The 20,605-nt window shown below is 52.2% G+C and carries 16 protein-coding genes; 8 read left to right on the top strand and 8 right to left on the bottom strand.

The annotated features are described in order from the left end of the window. Positions 1-42 precede the first annotated feature (42 nt). The 4 genes from NT073_RS30610 to NT073_RS30625 all read right to left on the bottom strand — a co-directional run bounded on the left by NT073_RS30610 (position 43) and on the right by NT073_RS30625 (position 7,025). On the bottom strand, positions 43-1,131 hold the full coding sequence (locus tag NT073_RS30610; protein WP_297381760.1) for a FecR family protein: 1,089 nt from the start codon (positions 1,129-1,131) through the stop codon (positions 43-45). 15 nt (positions 1,132-1,146) lie between these two features. Beyond that, complete coding sequence (locus tag NT073_RS30615) at positions 1,147-1,737, bottom strand: sigma-70 family RNA polymerase sigma factor (RefSeq protein WP_297381762.1); 591 nt, start codon at positions 1,735-1,737, stop codon at positions 1,147-1,149. A 294-nt stretch (positions 1,738-2,031) separates the two neighbouring features. Continuing rightward, on the bottom strand, positions 2,032-3,864 hold the full coding sequence (locus tag NT073_RS30620) for a RagB/SusD family nutrient uptake outer membrane protein (protein ID WP_297381764.1): 1,833 nt from the start codon (positions 3,862-3,864) through the stop codon (positions 2,032-2,034). 20 nt (positions 3,865-3,884) lie between these two features. Next, a complete protein-coding gene (locus NT073_RS30625) occupies positions 3,885-7,025 on the bottom strand; it encodes a TonB-dependent receptor (protein WP_297381784.1) in 3,141 nt (1,046 codons plus the stop codon). A 389-nt stretch (positions 7,026-7,414) separates the two neighbouring features. On the opposite strand from NT073_RS30625, the gene NT073_RS30630 reads away from it, so the two are divergent. The 3 genes from NT073_RS30630 to NT073_RS30640 all read left to right on the top strand — a co-directional run bounded on the left by NT073_RS30630 (position 7,415) and on the right by NT073_RS30640 (position 11,002). Further along, entirely contained in the window at positions 7,415-7,975 is a 561-nt protein-coding gene (locus tag NT073_RS30630; protein WP_297381785.1) for a gluconate 2-dehydrogenase subunit 3 family protein, read from the top strand. A 121-nt stretch (positions 7,976-8,096) separates the two neighbouring features. Continuing rightward, positions 8,097-9,806 carry a GMC family oxidoreductase gene (locus tag NT073_RS30635; protein WP_297381786.1) on the top strand — a complete coding sequence of 570 codons (1,710 nt, stop codon included), beginning with the start codon at positions 8,097-8,099 and terminating at the stop codon, positions 9,804-9,806. Positions 9,807-9,970: 164 nt separating this feature from the next. Next, positions 9,971-11,002, top strand: a complete 1,032-nt coding sequence (locus NT073_RS30640) for a YihY/virulence factor BrkB family protein (protein WP_297381788.1) — start codon at positions 9,971-9,973, stop codon at positions 11,000-11,002. Positions 11,003-11,029: 27 nt separating this feature from the next. On the opposite strand, the gene NT073_RS30645 is transcribed toward NT073_RS30640, so the two are convergent. Beyond that, positions 11,030-13,621 carry a response regulator gene (locus NT073_RS30645; protein WP_297381789.1) on the bottom strand — a complete coding sequence of 864 codons (2,592 nt, stop codon included), beginning with the start codon at positions 13,619-13,621 and terminating at the stop codon, positions 11,030-11,032. A gap of 315 nt (positions 13,622-13,936) precedes the next feature. On the opposite strand from NT073_RS30645, the gene NT073_RS30650 reads away from it, so the two are divergent. Continuing rightward, positions 13,937-15,436 carry an arabinose isomerase gene (locus NT073_RS30650; RefSeq protein WP_297381790.1) on the top strand — a complete coding sequence of 500 codons (1,500 nt, stop codon included), beginning with the start codon at positions 13,937-13,939 and terminating at the stop codon, positions 15,434-15,436. 15 nt (positions 15,437-15,451) lie between these two features. On the opposite strand, the gene NT073_RS30655 is transcribed toward NT073_RS30650, so the two are convergent. After that, on the bottom strand, positions 15,452-16,060 hold the full coding sequence (locus tag NT073_RS30655; RefSeq protein ID WP_297381792.1) for an NAD(P)-binding domain-containing protein: 609 nt from the start codon (positions 16,058-16,060) through the stop codon (positions 15,452-15,454). A 70-nt stretch (positions 16,061-16,130) separates the two neighbouring features. Continuing rightward, the gene (gene rocD / locus NT073_RS30660; protein WP_297381794.1) at positions 16,131-17,384 is read right to left on the bottom strand and encodes an ornithine--oxo-acid transaminase; all 1,254 of its coding nucleotides are present in this window, start codon (positions 17,382-17,384) and stop codon (positions 16,131-16,133) included. A 116-nt stretch (positions 17,385-17,500) separates the two neighbouring features. On the opposite strand from rocD, the gene NT073_RS30665 reads away from it, so the two are divergent. From NT073_RS30665 to NT073_RS30675, 3 genes are all read left to right on the top strand, one after another. Next, on the top strand, positions 17,501-17,671 hold the full coding sequence (locus NT073_RS30665) for a DUF5522 domain-containing protein (protein ID WP_297381796.1): 171 nt from the start codon (positions 17,501-17,503) through the stop codon (positions 17,669-17,671). A gap of 60 nt (positions 17,672-17,731) precedes the next feature. Next, positions 17,732-17,971 carry a 50S ribosomal protein L28 gene (rpmB, locus tag NT073_RS30670; protein WP_046375705.1) on the top strand — a complete coding sequence of 80 codons (240 nt, stop codon included), beginning with the start codon at positions 17,732-17,734 and terminating at the stop codon, positions 17,969-17,971. A 116-nt stretch (positions 17,972-18,087) separates the two neighbouring features. Next, the gene (locus NT073_RS30675; protein ID WP_012930994.1) at positions 18,088-18,810 is read left to right on the top strand and encodes an RluA family pseudouridine synthase; all 723 of its coding nucleotides are present in this window, start codon (positions 18,088-18,090) and stop codon (positions 18,808-18,810) included. Positions 18,811-18,908: 98 nt separating this feature from the next. Here the strand turns inward: NT073_RS30675 and NT073_RS30680 are convergent, their stop codons facing one another. Next, the gene (locus NT073_RS30680) at positions 18,909-19,409 is read right to left on the bottom strand and encodes a DinB family protein (protein WP_297381798.1); all 501 of its coding nucleotides are present in this window, start codon (positions 19,407-19,409) and stop codon (positions 18,909-18,911) included. A gap of 92 nt (positions 19,410-19,501) precedes the next feature. Here NT073_RS30680 and NT073_RS30685 point away from each other — a divergent pair, with 92 nt between their 5' ends. After that, a complete protein-coding gene (locus tag NT073_RS30685) occupies positions 19,502-20,467 on the top strand; it encodes an NAD(P)H-quinone oxidoreductase (RefSeq protein WP_297381800.1) in 966 nt (321 codons plus the stop codon). Positions 20,468-20,605: the final 138 nt, after the last annotated feature.

Below are 20,605 nucleotides of genomic sequence, written 5' to 3' on the forward strand. Positions count from 1 at the left end.
TTATCGTTGAGAACAGAGGTTTGACCAGACCTCAGCATGGAATTAGTTGACTCTCGGGCACCCTTTACTGTAGATGACAATTTGAGCGTCGATGAGCTTGTATTGCGCGTCCAGTACTTTGCAGATGACATCCAGTTTCTGAAAAAGATTTTCGTCGTCCAGGCTCAAGGTCAGGGTGCAATGCTGCATCACCTCTTCATCGAAGATGATATCCACTCCATACGCCCGCTCAATAGCCCCAAAAATCCGGGCAATGGGCGCGTCTTCAAAGACGAACTGCTGTAGTTCCCTGCGGGAGATAAGTAGGCTGGGACTGTCGACCAGTATTTTATCGAGCGTGACTGCGTCGCGATGAAAGACCGCTTTTTGATTGGGTGTCAGCACCATCCCTTTCGATTCGGGGTCTTGTACGCGGCTCGGCTGATTCGCGTAGACCGATACCCGGCCGGTCTTCACGTCAACCGTCACGATCGACGCGTCGGCGGGCGCATTAACCCGAAAGCTGGTTCCGAGCACTTTGGTCACCAGTCCATTGGCATACACAACGAAGGGTTTGGTTGGATTCTTCCGAACCTGAAAGAAGGCTTCTCCGGTCAGGTACACTTCGCGCAGGGGACCGGCGAGTTCCTTCCGATACCGCAGCCGTCCGCCCTGCTGTAATTTCACCAGACTACCATCGGCAAGTTGGATTTCCATGCTCTGGCTGGCCTCGTTGAGCGTTTCGACCCAATCGTTACCCGCCTGAGCCAGTTTAGGCTTCGGCGTCTTACCGTTTTGTAACTGATTCATTCCCAGCCAACCGGCGCCCAGTATCAGAAGAAGCAGGGCCGCCATCTGCCAGGCCCGCTGCCAGGTTATCTGCCGGGTCAGGAGTATGGGTTGCGCAGGCTCCAGTGTCTGATCAATTCGTTGCCAGATACGCTCGACGCTGGCGTCCTGCCCCGGTTGGCACTGAATTTCCCGAAGTCCCGTAACCAGTTGCCGGGCTTCTTCGAGCTGATAGTACCGCTCGGGATATTCGTGCAGGAAGGTCTTCCAGAACGCATCGGTGTCGGGTGTGGGCGAACAGACCCACTCCTTAAAATAGTCGTCGGCTGCCAGGTCTTCCGCGTTGAATAGATAGTAGTTCATGGTGTTATTGTCTCCTTAAAATCCCTCTAATCCCACCCACAGCAAACCGACACTCAGGATACGGACAACTTCGCGAAGCGTTTTGAGGGCTGCGTAAATGAACCGGCAAGCCGACTGGTAATTGACGCCCATGATCTGGGCGATTTCCTCGTTGCTGAAATGTTGATAGAAGCGCAGGTTCAGAGCCTCTTGCTGGCGGGGTGTGAGCAGCGCGAAACTTTTAAGAAGCTGCTGATTGATGCGTTGGACTTCTTCGCCTTCAATAAGGGTATTTTCAATGATGAAGTCATCGACTGCTAAGGGTGCGTCGTTGATATCGGCTGCCTGGAAGAACAAATCCCGGTTGCGCGTTTTGGTGATTTTGTTGCGCAGAGACCGAAACAGGTAAAATCGAATGGAATCCGTATCGCTCAGATTGGCCCGGCTTTGCCAGAGTTCGATGAACAGATCGTGAATGCTGTCTTCAATGAGGGGTACATCATGGGTGACCTTGTAGCCGTAATTGAGTAAATCGCGGGCGTACAAGCCGTAAATCTGTTGAAAAGCCGCCCGGTCCCCCTGTCGAAAGGCGTGCCACAGGGCGGAGTGAGGACGAGCAGATAACACAGGGATCAGGAACGGTTAAGTTGAGTATCAATAAAACAATCCGTGGATTTAGCTGGCTTAAACAAAGGCCGCTATTTACTAATGCCTGTCCTGATCGATTTTAATCCTTTTTTTTCTAAAAATATTTTTACGTCCTTCGATAAAGGTTGATTGTTGTACTGAGGCAGGGTTAGTGGTTAGTTTACGTATCTACGGGCTTCAGCCCGTAACTCAGACTACACTTTTAAGCGAGCTGAATTACGGGCTGAAGCCCGTAGATACGTAAACTAACTAATCACCAGTAGCCAACCCCACTTACTTCGGTATTTCAGTCAACGGGGCAATGTTGCGCTGGTAGCCGTCGTACCCTTTGTTCTGGTTAATGATCCCCTTCGAATTTCCGTCGATAGCACTTTGCGGAACGGGCCACAATACATGATAGGGGCTCATCTTGTATTCATCGCCGTGGCGGGTCTTTACGCCTTTGTTGTAGAAATTATTTTTCTCCATGACCCGGTCGTAAAAGAAGTTGTTTTCCGAAAAATTGGCCAGGCTATACGTTTTTCCGTTGTAAGCCGCTTTACCCGTCTGCGCCAGGATGTAGGCAATTCGGGTAAGCTCGGTTTTGCGGGGTTCCTCGAAGTACAGTTCTCGGGCGCGCTCATCCAGAATGGTACCGATATTTATGGCCGATGGGGCCAGCGGGGCAGCTCCGGCCCGCGCCCGTATCTCGTTCAGGTCTTTGGCGGCATTGGCCAGGTCACCTTTCCAAAAATACGCTTCGGCCCGCAACAGGTAGGTTTCGGCCAGACGGAACACGTACCAGTCCGTATGCCCGCCTATGGGCTGAACGCGCTCCGGGTCTGGAACAAACAGTTTGTAAGCAGGCCAGTCGAACCAGCACCGGATCGTGTCGATGGTCAGCAGCGTACCGGCATCGGTGCGCAGTTGCAGGTTTTTGCCATAGTACGGGTCTTTGCCTTTGATAGCCGGATTGTTGTAGACGATATCCTGCATGCGCATCCAGTTGCCGGGAGCATGGCGCAAATCGTTCGGATCATCCCAGACACTGTTCGTTGAATACCAGGTGGGCCGAACCCGTCCGATCCCACGACCGAGTTTGTTGATCAGATCAATTTCGATGTTATACGTGTCGATAGTCCCCCGGTTTCCGGCTGGCGTATTGATGTTGTTGTGCCAGAAGGGTAACGTATTCCGCATGATCTGGATACCGCCGTCGAAGTTACCTTCAATCAACAGCCGGTCAATCACGAGCATGAGCGCTTCGCGATTAGCCGGAATGGATTTGTTTTCGGGTCGGTGTAAATCCCAGACTACATTGCGGGCCGGGTCGGACTGGTTGATGCCAAACCGGGTTTTCATCAGGCTGTGTGTTCCGCCATTGATTACGTTGCTGGCAGAGGTAATGGCATCGTCGAACAAGCCCAGCGACAGGTTAACTTTTGTGAGCAAATGACTGATCGACCCTTTGTTGACCGTCCCTTTATCCATAATGGCGGGCACCCACTTCTCGGCAAACTCCAGGTCTTCCTTCATCTTTTTCAGGATAACCTCCCGTTTTGTGGATTGATAATCCAGCTTGGGCGAGCTAACCTCATCCAGAATCAGAGGCACATCGCCGAACTGATGCACCAGCCGATAATACCGGTAAGCACGGTGAAAATAGGCCATGCCCAGAATGGTGTTTCGCTCCTGCTCCGAACTGTATTTGGGCTGGTCGATTCGGGTAATGGCTGCATTGGCGTACTTGATGCCTTTGTAGCCCTCGCTCCAGTACCAGCCAATTTTGTTGTAATCACCGCTATTGAGCTGGGCAGTGGGCGTAATCTGGAGGTCCATGTTCTGGGCCGGACCCGATTTGTCGGTGGTTCCCTCCACCGCTATATCCGAGAAAATGCTTTCCGTTACCAGCGGTGGCGCGTCGCCGTACCACTCGTAACGCATATTCCGCTCACAGGCCACGAGCGTAGCCCGCAACCCATTGGGGTCATTGAAGGTGTTTTCCGGAGCGAAAAAGGACAGGGGTTTGGGTGCCAGCCAGGATTTGTCGCAGCTAGTCAGCGAAACGAGCAGTAGCCAGGCCACCAGTCGTACACCCCGCTTGCTGCTGATATGAGTAAGTTTCATGATATCTGAAAAGAAAAGGTTTATAACGAAATGTCGATGCCTGCCGTCAGGATGCGCGGAACGGGTACATTATTGCCATCGCTGTCGGGTTCGGCATCCCAGTAACTCCATTGGGGCGCGTAGTACCCCACATTACGGACCGACGCGAAGAACTTCAGATTTTGAATGCTGGCCTTCTGTACCCAGGCTTTGGGCAGCGTGTACCCCACCGAGATGTTGTCGAGCCGGATGAACGAGCGATTGCGGTAGATGCTGAAACCCGTAGCCCCGCCTTCGCTGGAATACAGCCGGGCGTAGTCGTTGACGGGGTTCGACTCCGTCCAGTAGGGCGTAACGTAGGAACTGGTCCGGTCCAGGAACCCGTCGATGTTTTTCGCCTGATTGAAACCGGCTTTGTGACCCCAGTACGAATAGAGCACAAACGAAACATCCAGGTTATTGAACAGCTTGAACTCGTTGCGCAGTGTCCAGCGGAAACGAGGGTTGGTATAGCCCTGAAATACCTTGTCCGCATTGGTGTACTTCCCATCGTTGTCGACATCGCGAATCTTGAAATCGCCGGGGCGAACGCCGTATTTGGCCGCCAGATCTTTTTCATTGGCCTGCCAGACACCATCGACTTTGAAGTTCCAGATCTCGTCGATCGAGTGGCCAATAAACCACCGGTTTACTACATCGTCGATCTCCCGGCCGTTGGCGTCTACATCGCCGTAGAGGTGAACGATCTTGTTGCGGTTGAGCTGGAACGTAGCCGAGCTTCGCCACGAGAAATTGGGCTTGTTGATATTCACCGAGTTGAGGCTGAACTCGACCCCGTGGTTCTGCACTTCGCCGAGGTTATCCATCACCCAATCGAAGCCAACGACGTTGGGCAGCGACCGCTGAACCAGCAGATCTTTGGTGAACGATTTGTACACTTCAACCGAGCCGTCGATCCGGTTGTTGAGTATCCCGAAGTCAAAACCCAGGTTGAGCGAAGAGGTCCGCTCCCACTTCAGGTTCGGGTTCTGCATCCGGTTCACATACAGCTGATTAGCCTGATACACGGTGCCATCCTGCCGCACATACAGGTATTTGCCAGTGTTCAGGTCGGAGAGGGCCACGTAGCGGCCAATGTCCCGGTTACCGTTACTTCCCCACGAAAGCCGCAGTTTACCATAGTTGAGCCAGCTGCTTTTCATGAACTTCTCGTCCGTAAACACCCAGCCCAGGGCCGCCGATGAGAACAGCGCTCGCGGGTTTTGCTGCCCAAAGGCCGAATAGCCATCCCGCCGGGTCGAGAGGGTAACCATGTAGCGATCTTTGAAGGAATAGAACAGGCGGCCCATCAGGCCATCGCCCGTACTGTATTCATCGGTACTGCTGAGCGTTGGGTTGGTGCCGGTGCTGATGCCATGATAGCCCAAGGCATCGGTGGGCAGAAAGCCCTTGTTGGTCATGGTGTTGTCCCACTTCTGGTATTTCTCGGCATTGATCAGGGCCGTCGCATCGAAATTATGGGAGCCAATCGTTTTGTTCCATTTGAAGATATTATCGACCTGCCAGTAATACGTCTTTGCCATCTGCCGGCTGGCGCTACCGCCAATGGCGGCATAGTCGGCGTGTTTCGATGATATGGCATCGTATCGTTCGTAGAACTCGTAGCGGGGGGTGAAGTTGACGCGATAGGTAATACCCAGCGGCAGATTGACCGAAGCAAACAGAGTGGTATTCAGGGTTGTGAACTTCACCTTCCGGTCGGTCAGACTTGGGGTGTAATACGGGTGAATACCGCCACTCGCTTCGTTATTCGGACGCCATTTGTACGTTCCGTCGTCATTCAACGGCGACCCCCAGGGGGAGAGCGTTCGTGCCAGATTAAAATCGACCGGAATGGCGCTTTCATCCCGATCCGAGAACTGCGTGGTAACGCCCACCGACAGGAATTTGGTCAGTTTGGTTTCCAGATTCAGCCGTCCCCGCACGGTTTTGAACTGGTCGCCGTGCAGAATACCGTTGTTGTCAAGGTAACCTAACGAAAAGTAGTAATTGGTACCGCCATTCCGGCCCGAAACACTCACCGTATGGTCTTGCCGCATGCCGTTCTGAAAAATCAGGTCGTACCAGTTCGTACTTTTACCGGCCTTGTAATTCTCGATTTCAATGGGCTGCATGCCCAGACGTTGCAGCCAGATGGTGGTTGGATCGCCTTTAGAACCGTCGTAAGCCAGCCACTGGTCCTGCGTTACGCCCGATGGAAGATTCGCGGGGTTATCGAACTGACCCGGCTTATAACTGGAGTTGATGTTCTTCATAACATCGCTGCGCCAGCTAACAAAACCTTCGGGACTGTAAACAGGCTGATTTCGGCTCAGAGTCGACATCCCGATGTTCGTGTTGATATTGATAACCGGCTTGCCTTCCTTTCCCTTTTTGGTGGTGATCAGAATAACCCCGCTGGCCGCTTTGGCCCCAAAAACGGCGGCAGAACTGGCATCTTTCAATACGTCGATCGTTTCAATGTCGTTCGGGTTTATGTCGGACAGTTCGCCGTAGTAGATAGCCCCATCCAGCACCAGCAGCGGGCTCGTAGCGGCATTGAGCGAATTCCGTCCGCGCACCAGCAGGCTCCCACCGCCCTTGGCCGACGGCGACATGCCCACACTCAAACCGGCCACGTTGCCCCGCAGAATATCCTGTACGGAGTTGGGGTTTTCGTTATCAAGTTTGGTGGTATTGATCTGCGAAACGGCCCCGGTCAGGTCCCGTTTTTTCTGCGTACCGTACCCAACTACGACCACCTCGTTCAGCATCTTCTGGTCGCTGGCGAGGGAGATATTGATAGCACTCTGGTTGCCAACCGTTACTTCCTGAGCCATGTAGCCCACAGCAGAGAACACTAGAATGGCCTTATCGTCGGGGACATTCAGTTTATACTTTCCGTCAATATCCGTGGTTGTGCCGTTCGTGGTGTTCTTGACAACAACAGTTACGCCGGGTATTGGTGTGTTATCATCTTTGGATAAAACCTGACCGCTGACAGGTTTATCGACAAACCACCCGACAGCCGGGCGTGAATTGGTTCCGGGGATTGCCCGGACAGGCGTTAAGGGCAGCAGACAAGCTGCGAGCGTACCATGAGCCAGTAGTTTTCGAAACGTTGAGGTAAAGGGTTTAAGCATAAGTGTATGGGCTAAAAGAGCCCTTTTAAGGAGTGTTCATGTGACGTTTTAGAGATTAAAAAGAAGTAAATCTATCGAAGAAGATCCTAGAATAACACAGAGAAAAGACAGCTTATTTATACAACTACTGGCATTCCTTAACTAAATATTAATAAAGGATTAAAGGATTATAATAATAACCGATGCATCGTGTAGACGTTTACTGAGTATTAATCCACATAAAAAAGGCGTGAAAAATAGCCGTAAGCTTTGGCCGATATCCGCTGTAATACGGCGGAGAAGTGTGTTTTATAGAAGTATTAACAGGTAAACTATAACTTAATCCGGGTAAGTAAAGGCCGTTCGACGCTTTAGTAATCAGTATCTTTTTATTCTGTCTGCTACGGATCATGAGTGCCACCCAGCCACGAACTAACCCATTTATTCCCCGCCGGGAGGCTTTGCAGCGACTGGCGCTACTGGTCGGGGGAACGCTATCTCTACCGGTGCAGGCGGCCTTGCGGGGCGAAGTCATTCACGCTACCGCCAACCGGTTTTCGGCAGAGCAGCAAACGCTCATTGCCGATCTGGCCGACGTGATCATTCCCACCACCGACACGCCCGGTGCTAAAGCCGCCGGTGTGGGGGATTTTATCGAATACGTTATAGGGCATTGCAGCGCTGCCAGCCAGCAGGAAGCATTTCAGCAGGGATTAAAGCAAACCGACATATTGAGTCGGTCAACGTTCGGCAAGTCTTTTTCTGCCCTTACCCAGCCGCAGCAAACCGAAATCGTTACGCAGCTGACTCAGCAACAAAAGCCATTTTTCCTGACCCTGCGTGAGCTAACCATCGTTGGTTACTTCACCTCCGAAACAGGCGCTACCAAAGCACTCGACTATGTATCCATCCCCGGCCGTTTTCAGGGTGACATTCCCATGAAAGCAGGCCAGAAAACGTGGGCAGTGTGAAGGTTAGTAGTAGGCGTTAGGAGCGAGGAGCCATTCGGCGGCATAAAAGCGTGCGTCTGCCTCCTCACTCCTACTACAAGCTCCTACCGACTACCTCCTCGCTCCTAACTCCTAAAAAAACATGCTCCTTACAATCGACGCCAAGAAAGAAATGACCTACGACGCCATCGTGATTGGGTCGGGGGTTAGCGGTGGCTGGGCCGCTAAAGAATTGACCGAAAAAGGGTTACGGGTGCTTATGCTGGAACGTGGCCGCCCGCTGGAACACATAACGGGCTACGAAGATGCGCTGAAAGGTCCCTGGCAAATGCCCGAAACGAGCCGCCTGGGCGATCTGGCCCCTAAATACCCACAGGCACCGCAGGATTCGACCCTGGCCAAAAGCGCTCAGAGTTACTGGATGCCGGGTGCCGATACCTCCTACCGGCAGGATAAACCCTTCCGCTGGCTGAGGCCCGGTATCGTGGGCGGGAAATCCATCATGTGGGGGCGACAGTCGTACCGGTTCAGCGATATTGATTTTGAAGCCAATGCCCGCGAAGGCGTCGGGGTCGACTGGCCCATTCGCTATAAAGACATCGCGCCCTGGTATTCATACGTCGAGAAAATAGCGGGTATTTCGGGCGAAAAGCTAGGGTTACCGCAGCTTCCCGACAGTGAGTTTCTGCCGCCTATGGATATGTTTCTGGTCGAAAAGGAAGTGCGCAAACGGATCGAGAAGAACTTTCCGGGGCGGATCATGACCATTGGCCGAACGGCTAATTTATCCGAAGCCAAAAAAATACAGCTCGACAATGGCCGTTCCTCCTGCCAGTACCGCAACCAGTGCATTCGGGGGTGTCCTTACGGTGGTTATTTCAGTACCCAATCCTGTACGCTGCCACCGGCGGTGAAAACCGGCCGACTGACGCTACGCCCAAATTCGGTTGTGACCGAGATCATGCACGACGCCCAGAAACAGCGGGCAACAGGTGTGCGGGTCGTCGACTCCGAAACGCTGGAACACCGGGAGTATTTCGCCAAAGTCATCTTCGTTTGTGCCAGTGCCATGGCTTCCACGGCTTTGCTCATGAACTCGGTATCGGACCGCTATCCCAATGGCATGGGCAACGATTCGGGGCAGTTGGGCCATAACCTGATGGATCACCACTTCCGGATCGGCGCTTCGGGCGTGTGGGAAGGCGGTGAGGATCGGTATTTTTACGGCCGACGGGCCAACGGCATCTACATTCCCCGCTACCGAAACATTGGGACCGACAAACGTGACTACCTGCGTGGCTTCGGGTATCAGGGCGGGGGCGGACGGCAGGGCTGGCAGCGCAGTGTTGCGGAGCTGTCTTTCGGCGCATCGCTGAAAGAAGAACTAACCCATCCCGGCCTATGGACGATGGGCCTGATCGGGTTTGGTGAGCAACTGCCCGAGTACCGGAACCGCATGTATCTGGACAAAACCCAACTGGACAAATGGGGAATGCCCACTGTAGCCTTCGACGCTGAGATTGGCGAAAACGAGCGAAAGATGCGCAAAGACATGCTCAACGATGCGCAGGAGATGCTCGAATCGGCGGGGATAAGCAACGTAAAAGGCTATGATCAGGGATCGGTTGTGGGCGGGGCCGTTCACGAAATGGGCACCGCCCGGATGGGCCGCGATCCCAAAACCTCCGTGCTCAACGCACACAATCAGATTCATACCGTGAAAAATGTATTTGTACCCGATGGTGCCTGCATGACCTCGTCGGGCTGCGTCAATCCGTCATTAACGTACATGGCCCTGTCGGCGCGTGCTGCCGACTTTGCCGTTCGGGAGTTAAAAGCCCGGCGACTTTAACCCAGGGGTTAAAGTCGCCGGAACCGGCACGTTACCTCTTAAACCGGTTCAGTTCAGTAACAACTCGTCTGCGTTTGAGTTACCTCTTTAGTGAGTAAAAGCCGCTTGAACCGCTACGGCATATTGTAGCGTACGCATGCTTAACCACTAAAATGGCTACGCTCATGACAAATCTAATGACAGGGTTTTACAAGCGACTCTTTGCAGACTCAATCCCCCAGCCTGATGCGCCCGCTGTGGTGCCGAAAGGCTTTTTCGGCAATGCCTGGATCGTGTTGCGCGATTCGTTTAACGGTTTCTTGGATGACCGTTGCCTGAAGCTGAGTGCGGCACTGGCTTATTACACCATTTTTTCGCTGGCTCCCCTGCTGGTGCTAGTTATGTCGCTGGCCAGTGTTTTTCTGGGTGAAGAAGCTATTCGGGGGCAGATCTTCGGGCAGATCAATGGCCTGGTGGGAAATGAGGCCGCGAAGCAAATTCAGGAGATGATCAAGAATGTAGGCCTTTCGGGCAAGACTAATACAGCTCTGATCATCGGAATAGGCACTTTGCTGCTTGGTGCCACCAGCCTTTTCGTGGAGATTCAGGATTCTGTCAATCTGATCTGGCGGGTTAAAGCGAAACCTAAACAAGGCTGGCTCAAACTCATTAAAGATCGGTTACTGTCGTCCTCCCTCATCGTCAGTTTAGGTTTCCTGCTGCTGGTTTCGCTGGTCGTCAATGGTATTGTACTGGCGTTAAGCGATCAGCTAACCCGTTTTATGCCTGGCTTAGGTGTTTATATAATTAGTGCACTTAATTTTCTGGTCAGCACAGCCGTGGTTACCATACTGTTTGGGGTTATTTTCAAGGTTCTGCCCGACGCCAAAATTGACTGGAAAGATGTGCGTTGGGGAGCCATTTTTACGGCTCTCCTATTCATGATGGGGCGGTATTTAATTGGGTTGTACATCGACACCACCGCCACCAGTTCGGCCTACGGAGCCGCCGGATCGCTGATCGTACTCCTGACCTGGATTTACTATACAGCCGCTATTTTGTACTTCGGGGCCGAGTTCACCCAGGCATATGCAAACCGCTTTGGTATTAAGATTGAGCCATCAGAAAACGCCGTGTACGTCGAGCAAACGGAACGGGAGCACGAAACAGGAGCCATACCAACCCAACAAAAAGTAGAACAAAGCAGACAGCGCTGAACGCGACCTTTATACCGTACCCCCCGTTCAGGCAATCTCATTTTTTTTTGCCCGAACAAAATTACCGATATGCGGTAAGGTTGCTTTTACTTCCAGAACATACGATTCCATTAGGGGTGTAATAGCCTCTATACCGTTGCCGGCAATGATCAATGCCTCCGTTTCGAGAATCAAACGGGTCGCTTCGTCCATGCCCAGCATTTTTGTGTGTACCTTCTGGATATGAATCAGGCGCTTTACTTCCTTCACATCCTGCTGGTCCAGCGCCTGCTGTAGCTTTTCAATGTCTTCGGGCGTGTCGTTGAGGTAGGTGCCCAGTATCTCGATCACGGCCTCCACGTTATTCCCAAGCATTTTCAATATCGGTTCAGGAGAGAAATGTCCGGAAACGGGTGCCGCTACCACTGTAGGCTCCGGCGTTTTAAGCACCGAAGTTTCGGTTGGTAGAAATGGCCGAATAAGCAGCTGGAGTTCTTCGATCTGAAAAGGTTTGGACAGAAAATCATTCATTCCTGCTTTCAGACACTCTTCTTTCTCGCTGGGCAGGGCATGAGCGGTCATGGCAATAATCGGTACCGTCGCGTTTATTTTTGACCGAATATACCGAGTTGTTTCGTACCCATCCATCACCGGCATCTGTAGATCCATCAGGATAATGTCGAACGTATTGTTCTGTAGTATTTCGATTGCCTTCCGGCCGTCATCGGCAACCCGACCCTGATACCCCAGGTGCTTGAGTACCTGAAGAACCAGTTTCTGATTCATCAAGTTATCCTCTACCACCAGCACCCGCACCGCCCGCTGATTGCTGCTGGGGGTCAGGATATGTGGCTGATTGAAGTTAATCTGCTCTTTCGCGAGCACATACGGGATTTCGATCGTAAACCGCGACCCCTGCCCCAGGGTACTTTCCACGCCAACAAAGCCCTTCTGCAACTCGGTCAGGGATTTTACAATGTTCAGGCCCAGGCCCGTTCCACCGTAATATCGGGTCGTGAATTTATCGGCCTGCTGGAATCGTTCAAAAATGGTTGGCAGGACTTCCGTGGCCATGCCGATACCTGTATCCTGAACAATAAAGCGAACCGGTACGGAAGCGGACGTTGTCCTTTCGCCCTGTTCAATCAGGAGCGTTACACTCCCCTGCTTCGTAAACTTGATAGCGTTGTTAATTAAATTAAGTAAAATTTGAGTCAGTCGCGTTGGGTCGCCCATGAAAACGGTGGGCAAGTTCGGGTCGATTTCAACAATCAGTTGCAACCCCTTATCAGTTGCTGCCCCCTGACACATCGCCTTGATCGAGGCCGTGAGCATCTGGATACTGAATGGAATCGACTCCAGTTGAATCATCCCTGCTTCGATCTTGGATATATCCAGAATATCATTGACAATGGTCAGCAGGTTCTTACCAGCCGTTCGAATCAGCCGGAGAAACTCCTGCTGATCGGCATCCAGATTCGTGGTTTCCATTAATTCGGAAAAGCCAAGCATGGCATTCAGCGGTGTACGAATTTCATGGCTCATATTGGCCAGAAAGTCTTCCTTAAGCTTGGCGGCTTTTTCGGCCATGATTCGGGCTTCCTGCAATCGCTGCTGCGACTGCACACGGTCGCTGATGTCAATGCTCGACGTGATCACATATTGCAGATTTCCGCTGGCGTCATAAACCGGTGACGATGAACTGAGCAGCTGAAATCGTTTTCCGTTCATCCGTAATTCGAGGTCATCAACCTGGGTTGCTTCGCCCTGTAGGGCCCGGTACGTTGGCCGTTGCTCCCGTGGATAGGGCACCCCTTCGGGAAATCGGAAGAACCGATTTGAATTTACCTCATCGTCGTAGGGATCATACTCATTTATATTTTCGATTAAGTGGCTGGCCGCCTGATTTGCATAATAGAACTTGCCCTGGTGATTAACGATAACAATCGGTACAGGAACGGCCTCCAGTAATTTCTTGGTTTGCTGTTCGCTGTGCCTTAATCGCTGATTGAGTAAGGTGCTTTTCCTTAACGAGCGGTAGAGCACATAAATGGCCCACAGGATCATTACCAAAGCAGCCGTAGCACCCACAAGGTTACTGATCAACGCATAAGAGGCAGATCGTTTACTCTCAACCATTCGGGTTTCGAGCAACCTGTTCTCATCACTCACCGTCGCTTTGACAACCTGATAAAAGTCGCTGCTCAGCGCCAGATAAAGATCAAGGGAATCCAGTCGGGGCATACCCGGCTGAACAAGTCCAGCCTTAAGCAGCGATTGGCTACGGGATACTTTCTCCCGATAAAGCCGGATTAGAAGCTGCACACGCTTTGTCTGATCTGGATTATCGCACATTAGTTCCTGAGCCCCTTTGAGTTCTACGCTCATTTCGCGGCTGGTACGCTCAAAATCCGACCGGAAATACGAATTATTACTAAGGAGATAGCCCCTGAGGTCGTTGTCCATGTTGGTCAGCAGCGACTCTATGCGCTGGGCCTTGCTAAGTACCTTGTAGGTATGCACCACCCAGTTGTTCATTTCAACCAAGCGATGAATGGTTTGACGGGCATTTATACCAATAATTACCGTGATTAGCAGGCCTATCACGACCATTAGCGCTATACGCTGGTTTCGCTTCATACTAATAAAAAAAATCTAACATCAGCTAGTTTTATCTTTTGCATAAAAGAAGTAACTAAAGTGCCCTTTCATGCTCGAATGTATAATGCAGAGAGGATGATCACATTAATAAAGTTTACTACAAAAATTTATAAGAGTATAGATAGTTCCAGTCAGAGCTTAGACTGATGCAATAAGTTTCCGAAAATAATATTTTGTAAATATAAACATATGCGATTTACCGGACCAACGATAAAGAGCAAAATATATGGCAACTACAGCCTGCTAGGCTTACTTTTACACGTCTACCGTTTATTAATCTGTTTCGTATTTCGTATGCAGCCTACACCCCTAACGCAGCCAGCGGCTCATTCTGACACAAAGACACCAGCCACTTCGTACGCGCTTAAAGTTGGTTTATTTGGTATTGGTCTCGATGCCTACTGGCCGCAATTCGATGGTCTGCAAGCTCGACTACAGGGCTACCTGAGTCAGCTGGCAACGACTATGCAGCGGCCGGACGTCGACATCGTTAACCTCGGCCTCATCGACACACCCGAAAAAGCCATGCTGGCCGGGCACCAGTTCCGACAGGCCGACGTAGATATTATTTTCCTCTACGTAACTACCTACGCGCTGTCGTCTACCGTGTTGCCGGTGGTACGCCGGGCCAAAGTACCCGTCATTGTGCTTAATCTGGCCCCCGAACCAGCCATCGATTACACCTGGTTCAATGCGCTGGGCGACCGCACCCGCATGACCGGCGAATGGCTGGCCTACTGCTCAGCCTGTCCGGTACCCGAAATTGCGTCGGTCTTTAAGCGGTCAAATATCCCCTTCTATCAGGTAACGGGCATGCTTCGGAACGATCCGCTGGCCTGGACCGAGATCGATGAGTGGATCGAAGCGGCTCGCGTGGCCAATATCATGGCGCACAACCGCCTGGGCCTAATGGGCAACTATTACGGGGGTATGCTGGATATTTACGCTAACCTCACACTGCACAGCGCAACCTTCGGCGGACATATCGAAATGGTTGAGGTCGACCAGTTGTCGGCTCTGCGGCAACTGGTATCCGATGAGGAAATTCAACAACGAGTGGCTCTTTTCACCGAAACCTTCGAGGTACAACCCGACTGTCCAGCGGCCGAACTGAAACGGGCTGCCCGCACGTCGGTCGCTCTGGACCGGCTGGTGGCTGAGCTGAACCTGGGCTCTATGGCGTATTATTACAAAGGCACCGGCAACCGGGACGCCGGCCCGACCCCCAATGAAGACACGATGAGTTCGGTTATTCTGGGCAGTTCATTACTGACCGCCCGGGGCATTCCCGTTGCCGGTGAGTATGAGGTTAAAAACGTACAGGCTATGAAAATCATGGACGCATTTGGCGTAGGCGGCTCCTTTACGGAATACTACGCCATGGACTTCACGACTGATGTGGTGTTGATGGGACACGACGGACCGGGGCATATCGCCATTGCTGAAGGCAAAACAAAAGTGCGCCCGCTTCAGGTCTATCACGGTAAAGTAGGAAACGGCCTGTCGGTAGAAATGTCGGTGAAACAGGGACTGGTAACCTTACTCTCGGTTGTCGAAACCATTGACGGCAAGCTACAACTGCTGCTGGCCGAAGGTGAATCGGTAGCGGGGCCGATCCTTGAAATCGGCAATACCAACAGCCGTTATCGGTTCCCGATCGGTGCCCGTCAGTTTGTCAACGACTGGAATAGCCACGGGCCAGCCCACCATTGCGCTGTGGGCGTGGGGCACATGTCGGGTAAGTTAAAAAAGCTGGGCAAGTTGCTGGATGTGGAGGTTATCCAGGTGTGCTGATTGCCACTCCCCTGCTCACTTCGGTAACTTGATCAGATTATGCGTTGGCAGAGGCCCGCCAAACTGCTGAAATCTTCCGCCCGTTACCAAACCACCCAAATCGATAGGCGCAAAGCCCATCGCCTTGACAAGCTGCTTGACATCTTCTTTCGCAGCGGCATCATCGCCCGACAGGAAGATGACCCGTTGGCCCCCGGCTACCTGCGGGTCAGCCGCTAATATAGCGGCATCGAGGGTGTTGAACGCTTTCACGACCCGAGCACCCGGTACATATCCGGCCACGACTTCGCTGGAAGTTTGCTCACCCAGGTCAGCGGGTTTAAACTCCGGGAAAACGATAAAATTGGTAGCGTCAATTACAATACGACCCTCCCAGTCAGGCAGGCTGGCAAGACCATCAGCCAAGTGTGTCCAGGGCAGGGCCAGGAGAACGATGGGAGCCTGTGCGGCTTCGGCAACGGTACCCGCTTTAGCGCCTTCACCCAGCGTTACTACCAGTTCCGTCAGGGACTCCGGTCCCCGGCTGTTGCTGATAATAACCGGATAACCAGCTTTCGCTACGTGCCCGGCAAACGCCTGTCCGATGTTTCCGGCCCCTATAATGCCAATCGTTTTCGTATCCATAATTGATCAGTTGAGGAATCTTGGTAGTAACTAAATTGTCAGGGCCAGACTTCGGTCTGGCCCTGATTCCTTAAAATTCCAGGATCGTCTTTTCAATAATATCGCAGGCTTCGTGCATCTGCTCTTCATTAATAACGAGCGGGGGCGCAAAGCGGATTTTGTCGCCGTGGGTTGGCTTGGTGAGAAGACCGTTATCCTTCAACTTCAGGCAAATTTCCCAGGCCGTTTCCGAACCCAGGTCAGGACGTTCACTAATGACAATGGCGTTAAGCAAGCCTTTACCCCGTACCGACTTCACCAGCTCTGTCTTCTGACTTAACGCTGTCATGCGAGCACGGAAGACTTCGCCCATGGCGGCTGCATTCGCCGTCAATCCCTCATCTTCAACCACCTGAAGGGCTTCCATCGTGACCACACACGCCAGCGGATTGCCGCCGTACGTAGAGCCGTGTTCACCGGGTTTGATGGTCAGCATCACTTCGTCGGAAGTCATCACCGCCGAAACGGGCATGGTACCGCCCGAAAGCGCTTTACCCAGTACGAGCAGATCGGGCTTTATGCCTTCATGATCGCAGGCAACGCGCTTTCCCGTCCGGCCGATGCCCGTCTGAACTTCATCGGCTATAAACAGGACATTGTATTTTGTACATAGCTTCCGCACACCACGCAGATAGCCTTCGTGCGGAACCACAACACCCGCTTCGCCCTGAATGGGTTCGACCATAAAACCGGCAATATTCGGATCACTTTTGAAGGTGTCTTCCAATGCCGTCAGGTCGTCGTACGGAATGACGATATACCCCGGTAGTAAAGGACCGAAATCGTTGGTACTGCTGGGGTCTGTCGACGACGAAATGGCAGCCAGCGTACGTCCCCAGAAATTCCCGGCGGCAAACACGACTTTCGCTTCGTTCTGTGGGATTCCTTTGACTTTGTACGCCCACTTACGGGTTAGTTTCAGCGCTGTTTCGCCCCCTTCGGCTCCTGAGTTCATGATCAGTGCCTTGTCGAAGCCGAAATACTCGCAAAGGTATTTTTCACACAACCCGGTTTTGTCGTTGTAAAAAGCCCGGGAGGTTAGTGTTAATCGCTGGGCCTGCTGAACCATGGCGTTGATAATGCGCGGATGGCAATGCCCCTGGCTCACGGCGCTATAGGCCGACAGAAAGTCAAAATACCGTTTATCGTCGACATCCCAAACGAAGATGCCTTCACCCCGAGACAACACCGCCGGTATGGGGTGGTAATTATGCGCACCGTACTTCCATTCCAGTTGCATAGCCTTATCGGCGGATGAGATGGGCGTTGTTGGTTCGAGTATCATAGTGAAAAGCGGTTAAAATGAATTTGTTGACTAAGCCATTTGTAAGTTTGCAACTAACGGGCGTCACAGTCCGTTGGCTTTCAAAAATACGGTTTCTTCGACAGACGCCCAAAAGCATGACGTTTCGACCACCCAGGAAAAAAATACCCGGTTTAGCCGATGACGATTATTACTACACGCCCGAGGGATACGTCGTTTTTACGGCTGCTTATCACCTCAAAAGAGGCTACTGCTGTAAGAGCGGCTGCCGGCATTGCCCTTATGGATTCAAAAAAAAGGTAGAATGACTTGCAGATTATGAATTATTTAGCCAATTTTGCGCCCTCAAACGGATAACGAGTACGGTAATGGCCAGAGTTTGTCAAATAACAGGAAAGCGCACACGCACGGGAAACAACGTTTCTCACGCTAATAATAAAACCAAGCGTAAATTTTTCCCGAACCTGCAGAAGAAGCGGTTCTTCGTCGAATCAACCGGCGAATGGATAACACTACGAGTAGCTACGTCGGCTATCAAAACCATTAACAAAAATGGTTTGGAAGCAACGCTACAGAAAGCTTACGAGCGCGGTACGCTGACGGTATAGTCTTTCGAAAAATATTCCCCTCAGAGCCTCTTCCGACTGGGAGGAGGCTTTTTGTGTTTGATTATAGTCAGTAAGCGAAGCCCCTTACTAACTTACCGACTTATTAACTGACGACCGTGAAGCTAAACTTCGAAGACCTCATCGTTTTTGAGAATGAGGATTATATATTAATCAATAAACCGCCCCACGTTGCCTCGCTCGACGAGCGAACGACAGACCGGGGCGGGCAGAGCATTCTGCGGCTCGCGAAAGCCTATCACGCTGATGCGCAACTGGGTCACCGACTGGATAAGGAAACGTCCGGTATTCTGGCGATTGCCAAAAATCCAGAGGCTTACCGGCATCTCGCCATGCAGTTCGAACACCGAGAGGTAACGAAACGCTACCATGCCGTAACTAACGGGGTGCATAACTTCGAAGGTATATCGGTGTATTTGCCCATTTCTCCCATTAAAGACGGCACCGCCGTCCGAATCGACCGCGAGAAAGGCAAAGTCGCCGAAACGATTTTTAATACGCTACAAGCCTACCGTACCACAACACTGGTAGAGTGTATGCCGGTTACGGGCCGGATGCACCAGATTCGTGTGCATTTGATGTGTCTTAAAGCACCTATCGTCAACGACCCGACTTACGGCGGAAAACCGGTGTTCCTGTCGGATGTGAAGCGTAAGTTCAACTTAAAGGAGGGTACGGAAGAGTTACCCCTCATTCATCGGGTTGCCCTTCACGCCCACTCGCTCACGTTTGCTTTGCTGGACGGTGAAGAACAAACCTTCGTAGCCCCCTACCCTAAGGATTTTAATGTGCTCGTAAAGCAGTTAGAGAAATTCGTTTAACCCCGCAACTCCGAAGGGTTGACTCCGAATAGCCCCGGATTACATCCGGGGATAGATGGTATGTGGTAGTTGGCGGGAATACTGCTGTAAGAACGGTCTCACTTCCAAACGCCCAGCAACCGCCGGATGATGATGATCTCCCCCACGTGGTAGGCCGTATGGTCGGCGATAAGCAGAGCTTCGCGAAGCAGATTCTGGCCGTCGCCATGTTCGAAAGGCACGTATAGATCACGTTCCGGGTCGTTCAGCAATTCAACAAACGCATCCCGGTCCTGTTGAATTTGAGCCAGTGCCTGCTGCCAGGCAGCCTCGTCGTCGGGTGCCGGTTCCTGGGTCCAGTAGCCCGATGGCCAGGGTGGCGACTGGTGCGTGGCATCGCGGGAAAATTCGAGAATATCCCATTGAGCAATTCGGATATGGTCAACCAGTTGCCAGATGGTGTACGGCAGCTTATCGGGCTTTATGCCCCGCAGGCCAGCCGGTAAGTCATTCACGGCATCATCAAAAGACTGATGAGCGTTGCTGCCCGTCAGTAAAGAAATCAACTGCTTCCGTACAGCCGAATTTATATCAGTAACCGATTGGCTAGATGGTATCATGATCAGATTGGGTTTTATTAGCTAACTACCCATTTTGGGGTAAAGGGTTTGACTTTTTCTGACAAAAGATACCAGGATACAGTTATACCTGCATGAAAGCGATCATCATCACTCAACCCGGCGATAGCTCAGTTCTGGCCTTAGAGGAGCAAGCCACCCCAACACCAGCATCAGGCCAGGTGCTCATTCGCGTACGGGCTGCGGGCGTCAACCGAAGCGATATTCATCAACGAACGGGGGGCTACGGTGCCGATCCGTCGGGTCAGATTCCGGGTCTGGAAGTAGCCGGCATTGTGGAAAGCTGTGGTCCCGACGCCACTCGCTGGCGGGTTGGCGATGCCGTTTGCGCCCTCATCAGCGGGGGCGGTTATGCCGAATACGTAGCTGTGGATGAACGCCATTGCCTGCCCGTACCCGACAACCTCAGCTTTATCGAAGCCGCTTCGTTGCCCGAAACGATCCTGACGGTCTGGTCGACGGTTTTCCAGTGGGGGCAGTTGTCGGAAGGCGAAAATTTTCTGATTCACGGCGGCAGCAGCGGCATTGGCGTAACAGCTATCCAACTCGCCAAAGCCTTTGGAGCCAACGCCTATGCTACGGCAGGCAGCGACGACAAAGGTGCCTTCTGCGAACAATTGGGGGCCATTAAGTGCGTCAATTACAAAAAAGAGGACTTCGAGGAGTCACTAAATGACGTCGATATCAACGTCATTCTGGACATGGTTGGCGGTGACTATACCCCAAAAAATCTGCGTCTGCTCGCTCCCGACGGGCGACTTATGTTTATCAACGCCATGCAGGGTGCCGACAGTCAGATTCACATCCCGACGCTGATGCAGAAGCGCATCACCATCAGCGGCAGCATGCTCAAACCCCGTGACGCCGATTTCAAAGCCGCCCTTACCGCTGAGGTTGAAAAGCAAGTCTGGCCACTGGTAACGATCGGTCAGCTAAAACCCGTCGTCTACCGCAGCTTTCCCTTGGCCGAAGCCGCCAAAGCACAGGACCTCATGGCTAGCAGTGAGCACATTGGTAAGATTATATTGGAAGTACCTTGAAAACCACGTCCCAACCCCGAAGGGGTTGACGCTGGATAACCCCGGATGCAATCCGGGGACAGATGGACAGGGACATGGAACGGGGATAGACACGAACATAGGCTAGTAGCTTGATCGTAATCATGGCCTACCACACAG

It is taken from the genome of Spirosoma sp. (assembly GCF_026391055.1).
Taxonomy (GTDB): domain Bacteria; phylum Bacteroidota; class Bacteroidia; order Cytophagales; family Spirosomataceae; genus Spirosoma.

Bases quoted from the DNA above. Each gene is read 5' to 3' on its own strand.
- NT073_RS30610 (WP_297381760.1), bottom strand. From the start codon at position 1,131: ATGAACTACTATCTATTCAACGCGGAAGACCTGGCAGCCGACGACTAT.
- NT073_RS30620 (WP_297381764.1), bottom strand. From the start codon at position 3,864: ATGAAACTTACTCATATCAGCAGCAAGCGGGGTGTACGACTGGTGGCC.
- NT073_RS30625 (WP_297381784.1), bottom strand. From the start codon at position 7,025: ATGCTTAAACCCTTTACCTCAACGTTTCGAAAACTACTGGCTCATGGT.
- NT073_RS30630 (WP_297381785.1), top strand. From the start codon at position 7,415: ATGAGTGCCACCCAGCCACGAACTAACCCATTTATTCCCCGCCGGGAG.
- NT073_RS30635 (WP_297381786.1), top strand. From the start codon at position 8,097: ATGCTCCTTACAATCGACGCCAAGAAAGAAATGACCTACGACGCCATC.
- NT073_RS30640 (WP_297381788.1), top strand. From the start codon at position 9,971: ATGACAAATCTAATGACAGGGTTTTACAAGCGACTCTTTGCAGACTCA.
- NT073_RS30645 (WP_297381789.1), bottom strand. From the start codon at position 13,621: ATGAAGCGAAACCAGCGTATAGCGCTAATGGTCGTGATAGGCCTGCTA.
- NT073_RS30650 (WP_297381790.1), top strand. From the start codon at position 13,937: ATGCAGCCTACACCCCTAACGCAGCCAGCGGCTCATTCTGACACAAAG.
- NT073_RS30655 (WP_297381792.1), bottom strand. From the start codon at position 16,060: ATGGATACGAAAACGATTGGCATTATAGGGGCCGGAAACATCGGACAG.
- rocD (WP_297381794.1), bottom strand. From the start codon at position 17,384: ATGATACTCGAACCAACAACGCCCATCTCATCCGCCGATAAGGCTATG.
- NT073_RS30665 (WP_297381796.1), top strand. From the start codon at position 17,501: ATGACGTTTCGACCACCCAGGAAAAAAATACCCGGTTTAGCCGATGAC.
- rpmB (WP_046375705.1), top strand. From the start codon at position 17,732: ATGGCCAGAGTTTGTCAAATAACAGGAAAGCGCACACGCACGGGAAAC.
- NT073_RS30680 (WP_297381798.1), bottom strand. From the start codon at position 19,409: ATGATACCATCTAGCCAATCGGTTACTGATATAAATTCGGCTGTACGG.
- NT073_RS30685 (WP_297381800.1), top strand. From the start codon at position 19,502: ATGAAAGCGATCATCATCACTCAACCCGGCGATAGCTCAGTTCTGGCC.